The sequence below is a fragment of the Ferdinandcohnia sp. SAFN-114 genome, assembly GCF_059415045.1.
Genome location: NZ_JBPFDQ010000142.1, coordinates 1 through 8106, shown reverse-complemented (window position 1 = coordinate 8106; position 8106 = coordinate 1). Strand labels below are relative to the sequence as shown.

Sequence of the window (8106 nt, the reverse complement as noted above, 5' to 3'; positions counted from 1 at the left end):
ATGTCACAATACTTATCTCAAGTATTGCCATTTTGGAGGTGTTTTATATTGTCTCACTATTTTAGGTTAGTCCAAATCCCATTTTCCGGTTTTGGCTTTTTTAATTGGAATTTTTAAAAATTGAGCAAGCCCAATTGTAAGTAGCGCAGTATAGATTCCTTTGTTCACGATTCTCACCTCATGGTTAGTTTCATGTATCACCTCATTTTCTATTCAAGACATATTCCAAATTAGGATGGAAATAATACGAAATGGAGGTGACATATCATGGCACAAAAAGGAAACAACCGCGGAAAAGCTCCAAAAGGCGTAAACCCTCAAGGTCATAATGAAGATACCGAATTTTCTATGGAACCAAAAAGTGAGCTTGAAAACAAAGCAAAGAAATCAAATACAAAAAGATAAGGTATTTGTGAGATGCCCTGTGATTGGTTGTGATCACGGGGCATCCATGTACGGATGAATCGCATAGGCGATCAGCCGAAAAATTTTCATAATAGCCATATTTATTATTTATCAGCTATAAAATTTATTTATTGGCCATAAACTCAAATTAACAGCCATAAGCAACATTTTTAATCTTAACGTCTCCAATAAAATCAAAAAAAGAGCACTCAAATTGAGTACTCCATTAACTAATAAATTGATCCAAGCCTTTAAATTCAAGCTCCGAGAACTTTTCATGTACTTTTTCACGGTTAATTTGGATTAATGCATCATCAAGTGAGCAATTAATCGGAACTTCGCAATGAATTCTCGCCAATCTACGCGATAAATGTAACATTTCCAGATCCTCTTTGATTTTTGTCTTTTGCGCTTTTGTTAAATTTTCTACATTTTCAAGAATACCTTCAATTGACCCGAACTGTTGAAGTAGTTTAAGTGCTGTTTTCTCACCGATCCCTCTAACACCCGGATAATTGTCGCTTGTATCACCCATTAATGCCTTAAGGTCAACCATTTGCTGAGGAGTAATGCCTTTTTCTTCAAGAAAGCTTTCACTCGTGTACTCTGCGTAATTACCGATTCCTTTTTTCATTATTAGAACCGTAATATTTTCATCAAGCAATTGCAAGATGTCTTGGTCACCAGTCAAAATGATCACATCAGAATCTTGGCCATATTGTTTTGCTAGCGTACCTATACAATCATCTGCCTCATATCCAGAAAGTCCCACATTTGGAATATCAAAGGATTCAACTACATCCTTCACTAAATCAAATTGTGGAATTAACTCTTCCGGCGGTGCGCCACGATTTGCTTTATATCCATCATACATTTCTGTACGGAATGTAGAACTGCCCATATCCCAACAACAAATAACATGTGAAGGCTTGTACTTATTAACGGCAGTCATCATATGTTTTACAAATCCGTGAATCCCATTTGTTGGAACCCCTTTACTATTTACCATAAAATATCCACTCATTGCCGTTGCATAAAAAGAGCGAAACAATAATGCCATCCCATCTATTAACATAATCTGTTTTTTCATCGCATATCCTCCCTTTCAGCAAAAATCATCATAAATAGAATTATAACATATATCTAAAGTGCATTTGTTTGTATCTTCCTTCCATGTGCACAAAAAAGCCCTCTTACACAAGAGGGCTCACATTTATTTACTTTTCATTTTTTCTGCTTCAATTTCTGCATAGGATGCAAAATGATAAGGGGTAGTCCCTTTTCCATCTTGCTTTTTATCTTTTTTCAAAGCAGATTGTTTATCGGTTTTCACATGCATGTCTCCTTTATTAGAGATTATGGTTAGTATTAACCCAACATGCATCATTTATTTGCGGAATGCGTACTCCTTCACCATATCAGCGGTTACAAGCTTCCTCAATGGTACAATTCCTTTTTTTGCAAGTTTGTTCATTTCATTCGTCACTCTATTGATTTTATCAACGGTGAATTCTTTGTTTTGTTTTGCTAAAGCAACTGCCTCATCAATAAATAGTTCTCTTTGTTGCTCTAGTCCCACGAATGTTTTAACAATTTCGTGCTGTGATTTTGAATGTTTTGTGATTGCTTCATGGACGTTTGACATTATTTCTCCTCCGTTGTATCAGTCTTCATTAGTTTAACAATATGGGGTTTAGGCGTCCAACAATTGAATTTATAAGCTGGCATTGTATCATAGCCTAAACGTCCACATCTGTAGTTCATCTTCCCACTTTTTCGTGCTGCTACGAAATGAACACAAGTGGCACATGCATGATATTTTGATTTCGAGTCAGTCAAATCAACTCACCCCATATGCTCCGCGTAGTAACCAGACAGCTTTTCATGTACCTGTTCTAGGTTTTCGATATCGATATCCTCAGATAAAATTTTGGTGACACCATCGAAATACTCATGGATTTCTTGCAATGCATCCTTTTGAAGTGCCTGTAGCCCTCTATTAAATTCCTGTTTGTAGAAATTCACAAGGTATGCTTGGTTTTCTTCAAGATATGAGCTCACGGGTGCATCAAGCAATATTTCTAATTCATCTTGCATATGTTTTTTCTCATTTTTTTCGAAAAATGATTTAGGGTTTTTGAACAGAGCTAGTGCCTTTTTGTAACGAGTATGCTCCTCCTGCTTAAGTCCATTCTTAAATTCAATTGTTTCAAAATCTAGTTCAATGGACTCTGAAATACTGATATTGGAATTGATTGACTTAATTTGCTCATTAAATGTTCCGATTTGCCCAAGTAGTCGCTTTGAAATAAAAGTTTCTATTCGCAATGAAGTCGCGCGCAATTCTTGAGCTAAATCAAAGCCGACTGACTCTAGAAATTCAGCCAAACATGATTGTAACGCTTTTTTCAAATCTCGGCCATCATCTCTTAATGATGATGGATTGAATGCTTCCTTAAACATATCTGATATACGTAGGAAGACCCTTTGTTTAATGTAGTAACTGAGCTCCTTGATTTCTTGCTCAACCACTCCAAATGATTCCTGCTTATCGACAGTTTCAATTACCGACTTCATTCCCACATGTTGGTCTTTAGCATCTTGGAGTTTAGCACGCTTAATATCCTTATCTTCTTTCGCAGATTGAATATACGAATCAATGATAGACGCAGCACGCTGAATATCAACGTATCCTTCATTAACTGCTACTTCTGTCAACTCATCAATAACAAATAAATGGAAATCAGCTTCAAAACGTTCGATACCAGAAGTCGCAAGGATTCCACGATCTTTTTGACTGTCTTCATTAAGCTTCTCAAGTAAGGCAGCACGGCTTGATACGGTGTAGAGTCGAGGAAAACGAATTCCATAGCCTACTAACTGTGACTCGACATAATCTTTAACATCTGATAACTCTTCAGTTGAGTTAGCCAAGTCTGCCGCATTTATGATGAAGAACATCTTATCCATACTGAAGGTGTCTTTAACACGGCCAAGTTGAATTAAAAATTCGCGGTCTGCTTTAGAGAAAGCATGATTATAGTAAGTTACAAATAGAATGGCATCGGCATTTTTAATATATTCAAAAGCAACCCCTGTATGGCGAGCATTGATTGAATCTGCCCCTGGAGTATCTACCAATGTAATCCCTTGCTTGGTTAGTGGACAATCATAATAAAGCTCAATCCATTCTACAAAACATGCCTTTTCTTCCTTCGCAACATATTCATTAAAACCATCCATATCAGTTGTTAAAACGTGATCTAAATCTGAAGCAATTTTCTCAAACCCTGCCAATACTGCTTTTAAGAATGAAAAATGTGGCTTTTCTTTCGCTTCGATTTTTTCGATATTGCTAATTTTCGACTTTATGATTTCTATACTAACATCAAGACTGCCTGCTTTTTCACCAAAAATGTGTAATGAATGGTTGATATCATCTAATAATTGATTGGTTGATTTTATTTTTACCAGTACTGTTCCATGTTGATGTTCATCAGTTGGAAATGTAATTTTATTAATTGTTGCAGTTGTTGGGTTCGGTGAAACAGGAAGTGCGTGTTTCCCCATTAATGCATTCGCAAAGGAAGATTTCCCTGCACTAAACGCCCCAAATAATGCAACCGTAAAATGTTTATGTTTTAAACGTTGAGCTTTTTCCTTAATATCTTTCGCAAGCGTTGAAAGACCTGTAATTGGCTTTATCAATTCATGCGCTTTTTCTAAGTGTTTGATCGCCTGATCAGATGTACCCTTGTTTTCTTTTTGCTGTTGTGTTGGTTTTTCTACATATGTAGGAGTGGCTGCCTTTTGATTCTCCAAATCCTGTAGAATTTCTTCAGTAGAAGAAATCTCCACATTTTCAGCAAATCTTGAAAGTAGTTTTTCAGCTGATTCCACACGATTTATTTCAGAATTTCCATTCATGATGTCGTTAAGCTTCGAGAGAATTTCAGTTCGCTTCGATTCAAACGTCTTCAAAGTAACAAACGCTTCTTGATAAACCTCATATTTTTCTAACTCTGCTTTTATCCCTTGCTCTTCTTTTGCAGTACTAGTCTTTACCTGTTCTAGAATGTCATTTAATAACGCAACTGCTTTTTGTTTATATTTTCTCTTAATATAATTTCCTACATCATCTGTATAAGTTAAAATGTATTCTCCAGTAACACCCGCTCCAGGCTTAACTAAATCTTGTAACTCCTTCGCACTCAAGTCAGTTGCAAGCTCGTTTCCAGTCGGTTGTTTCGAAAGTCGTAAGTTACCTGCAAATTTCCCTACAAAGTCCTTTAAATGCCATTCCAATTGAGTGGACATTCTTTCTTTCACATCAGCTAGAAATGCTTGCTTCCGTTCGTCACGTTCCTTTTCTGTTTTGTTTTTGGAGAATAATAATCCGACCTTAAAATCAGGCCGCATACATTCAACAAAATTTTTCGCTAAATCACGTGTTTGGAACGGCATCAGAATTGCATTTGATAAAATCGTATCAATTTCATTCATATACTCAACTTCGATTTTTTCTCTGTTTTTTTCGAAGCTAGCTAGTTGATTGTTTAAGTTTTCAATTTGATTGGGGATTGTCTCCCGCTCAGTTTCTGATAATGACCGAAGCTTTTCTTTCGTATCTTCCAGCTCTACGGCATTTTTATCATCTAAAAATGCAATATGCTCAAGAATAATTTGTTTTGCAGAATGGAATACACCCTCTAATAAAAGGTGTTCTTTGTTAGCAATTTTATCCTGAAGCAACTGCTGAACTTGCTTAAACTGATTCTGCACGTGATTGGGTTCTTTTAATGTCGTGAAAAATATATCTGAATAGGCTACATTCCAATTTTGGAACGCCTCTTCGACACCTTGTTTAAAGGATACAAAACTTAACTCTGATTCTTTATGTTTATCAACTTGGTTTACGATTAAATAAACCGTCTTGTTTCGATCCGTTAGTTCCTTTGTAAATTGGAAATTCAGCTCTGAAAGGACATGATTGTAGTCCATCACATAAAACAACAAGTCTGCTAAATGGAGAGCCGATTCAGTTGATACACGATGGGCATCATCCGTAGAATCAATCCCTGGCGTATCCATCACGATTACTTGCTCTGGGAGTTTCCTATTATCATGACTAATTTCAATGGACTCAATTGCTTCCCCGTCTTTAGCATATGATTTGATTACATCATAATCATATGGTGCTGGGTATTCAATGATTTTTCCATCACGGTAATAAACACGTGCGTATTCTCGTCCTGACTTTACTTTTACTAAATTTGCGCTGGTTGGAATCGGGCTTGATGGTAGAAGACTCTCCCCTATGAGTTCATTTATCATGCTCGATTTTCCAGCCGAGAAGTGGCCAGAAAAACCAATCATATATTCAGAGTTATATAGCTTTTTTAGCAACTGAATAATTTTTGAACTGCTTTCTTTATCATTGTTTTTTTCAAAAATATCATACAAATAAGATAGTCTTTTTTCTAAGTCTCCCTTTGTGATGTGTTTGATTTGTTCTGTCTGTATCATGTCTAATCCCCTTATTGTACATTGCATAAAAATTCAATATATATGTATTTTACTCTACACGAATGCTTTTGACAAAGCAGAATATTAGGAATCAAATTTTTCATAAAAAAAACCAGGTATTTACCTGGTTACGTGAATAGAATTATGATGTTTTTTGTTTTGAGTTTAGAACATTATGTAGGACATGATACATGATAAAGCTGTATATTCCAATCGTTAGAGCGATAAATAAAGTTAGCAATCAAATCACCAGCTTTCAACTGATAGTGATAATTATTTTCATCTATAAATAGTGTATCAGCAGATTTTTTACTTTTCAATCCTTTTTTAGCGTTTTCAATCTATTTGGTATGAATCGATTTCGGACAAATCCGATATTCTGATATTCAACATGAACAGCTAAAGCTCGTTCTTCGATTGGAATCCGAACAGCCATTACCATCAGGTTTAATATTGTGAAAACAATTGCCGTTATATATGCCTGGAATAACACCGGGATTAAGATGAACTCTAACGCTACAACAAGGTAATTAGGATGCTTAAGATATTTATACGGACCTTTTGCCTGAACTTGTTTTGTCGGGAGAATCATAATTTTGGTATTCCAAAACATTCCCAATGATTGAATTGCCCACAATCGCCCTAGCTGTGTTAAAGCAAATAAGAAAAATAGAAATGGGTAATATGTTGATAACTCTTTATTAAAATAGACAAACTCAACCATGAGCGTAATAAAAAACAGGATATGCATAAGAACAATGTATTTGTAATGCCCATGCCCTACCTCATAGCCACCTTGAGACAAAATCCACTTTTCATTTCTTTTTGCAATTCGCATTTCAATTAATCTTTGAGCGATTACCAACGTAATGAATATCCAAAATATCATCCTACTTCCTCCATTGTAAAAGGACTAACTCTGAGCTAAACCCAGGTCCTAAGGCTGTAACAAGCCCATAGTCGCCTTCTGTGCCTAGCTGCTTCTCCATAAATTCCTTCAGTACATATAGCACCGTTACAGAAGACATATTCCCCTGCTTTCGTAATACTTCCCTAGCGATATCTGTCATCGAGCGTGGAATTTCAAGCGCTACCTCATATGCGTCCAATACTTTTTTTCCACCTGGATGTGCAATAAAATGCTTAATATGGCTCATATCCAGCTGATTTGCATGTAAATATTCATCTACATTTCCTTTTAACCACGATTTTACAATACTAGGGATATCCTTTGAAAAGATCACGTGGAGACCTGTATTTTTTATATCCCAGCCCATAACATCCTCTGAATGTGCCATTAGGGTGGATTGTGCAGAAACAAATTTGGGTAATACATCTGATTCTGAAATTTTCTGATACTCTACTTCATCTCCCACAATACACACACAAGCCGTTCCATCCGCAAATAACGAAGTACCTATTAAATTGCTCTTAGAAAAGTCATTTTTTTGGAAAGTTAAGCTACAAAGCTCTACTGCAACTACAAGCACTTTTGCATCAGGATATGCTTTGCAGTAATCAAATGCTCTCGCCAATCCAGAAGCCCCTCCCGCACAACCAAGTCCCCAAATTGGAATCCGCTTTGTATGTGTTCCGAAGTCCATTTGATTCATAATCCTTGCTTCAATACTTGGAGTGGAGATACCAGAACTCGATATAAAAATGATGGCATCAATTTCTTTCGGCATGATCTTTTCTTTAAGCAGGGTGGTATTATTTAAGCAATTCTGAATGGATTTCACTCCAAACAAAATTGCTTTTTCAATATATGTATTATTTTTTTCTTCAAAACGATGGTCTTTGCTATACCACTCTAATGATTCGCTAAAATACCGTTCTTCGATTTCACTATTCGTGAATACTCGGATAAGACGGTCTATGTCTGGAAAGTGGTCTTGGAATAAATCCCTGATAAATTCAGTGGTTTTGGATTGATTAATCTTATGTGGTGGATTACAAATACCCACTGAAATGATTTTAGGCATGGTGCCCCCCCTTACTTTAAAGGAAATCTCTTAAGGTTACTTTTTCCAGTTATAAAATTAGTATGCAAACAAATAAAAAAGGGCATAAAAAAAGCCTTCCCAACACGGGAAAGCTTGGACTAACCTAAAATAGTGAGACAATATAAAACACCTCCAAAATGGCAATACTTGAGATAAGTATTGTGACATT

The 8106-nt window shown here is 36.0% G+C and carries 6 protein-coding genes and 1 pseudogene; 1 reads left to right on the top strand and 6 read right to left on the bottom strand.

Going from position 1 to position 8106, the window contains the following annotated elements:
• Positions 1-75: 75 nt before the first annotated feature.
• Positions 76-168 (bottom strand): annotated as a pseudogene (locus ACR65M_RS25810) (divergent PAP2 family protein); the annotation flags it as partial.
• Between the two features lie 99 nt (positions 169-267).
• Between ACR65M_RS25810 and sspL the strand changes: the two are divergent.
• Entirely contained in the window at positions 268-405 is a 138-nt protein-coding gene (gene sspL, locus ACR65M_RS25805; protein ID WP_341331091.1) for a small, acid-soluble spore protein L, read from the top strand.
• Between the two features lie 226 nt (positions 406-631).
• Here sspL and ACR65M_RS25800 read toward each other — a convergent pair whose 3' ends face one another.
• From ACR65M_RS25800 to ACR65M_RS25780, 5 genes are all read right to left on the bottom strand, one after another.
• The gene (locus ACR65M_RS25800; protein WP_440274831.1) at positions 632-1495 is read right to left on the bottom strand and encodes a 5'-3' exonuclease; all 864 of its coding nucleotides are present in this window, start codon (positions 1493-1495) and stop codon (positions 632-634) included.
• Positions 1496-1792: 297 nt separating this feature from the next.
• Entirely contained in the window at positions 1793-2050 is a 258-nt protein-coding gene (locus tag ACR65M_RS25795; protein ID WP_341331089.1) for a YpbS family protein, read from the bottom strand.
• A gap of 200 nt (positions 2051-2250) precedes the next feature.
• Positions 2251-5931 (bottom strand): dynamin family protein, encoded by a 3681-nt coding sequence (locus ACR65M_RS25790; protein ID WP_440274830.1) that lies wholly within the window; start codon positions 5929-5931, stop codon positions 2251-2253.
• 316 nt (positions 5932-6247) lie between these two features.
• The gene (locus ACR65M_RS25785; RefSeq protein ID WP_341331087.1) at positions 6248-6820 is read right to left on the bottom strand and encodes an isoprenylcysteine carboxyl methyltransferase family protein; all 573 of its coding nucleotides are present in this window, start codon (positions 6818-6820) and stop codon (positions 6248-6250) included.
• 1 nt (position 6821) lies between these two features.
• Positions 6822-7916, bottom strand: coding sequence for a type III polyketide synthase (locus ACR65M_RS25780; protein WP_341331086.1), 1095 nt, complete (start codon positions 7914-7916; stop codon positions 6822-6824).
• Positions 7917-8106: the final 190 nt, after the last annotated feature.

Bases quoted from the DNA above. Each gene is read 5' to 3' on its own strand.
- sspL (WP_341331091.1), top strand. From the start codon at position 268: ATGGCACAAAAAGGAAACAACCGCGGAAAAGCTCCAAAAGGCGTAAAC.
- ACR65M_RS25800 (WP_440274831.1), bottom strand. From the start codon at position 1,495: ATGAAAAAACAGATTATGTTAATAGATGGGATGGCATTATTGTTTCGC.
- ACR65M_RS25795 (WP_341331089.1), bottom strand. From the start codon at position 2,050: ATGTCAAACGTCCATGAAGCAATCACAAAACATTCAAAATCACAGCAC.
- ACR65M_RS25790 (WP_440274830.1), bottom strand. From the start codon at position 5,931: ATGATACAGACAGAACAAATCAAACACATCACAAAGGGAGACTTAGAA.
- ACR65M_RS25785 (WP_341331087.1), bottom strand. From the start codon at position 6,820: ATGATATTTTGGATATTCATTACGTTGGTAATCGCTCAAAGATTAATT.
- ACR65M_RS25780 (WP_341331086.1), bottom strand. From the start codon at position 7,916: ATGCCTAAAATCATTTCAGTGGGTATTTGTAATCCACCACATAAGATT.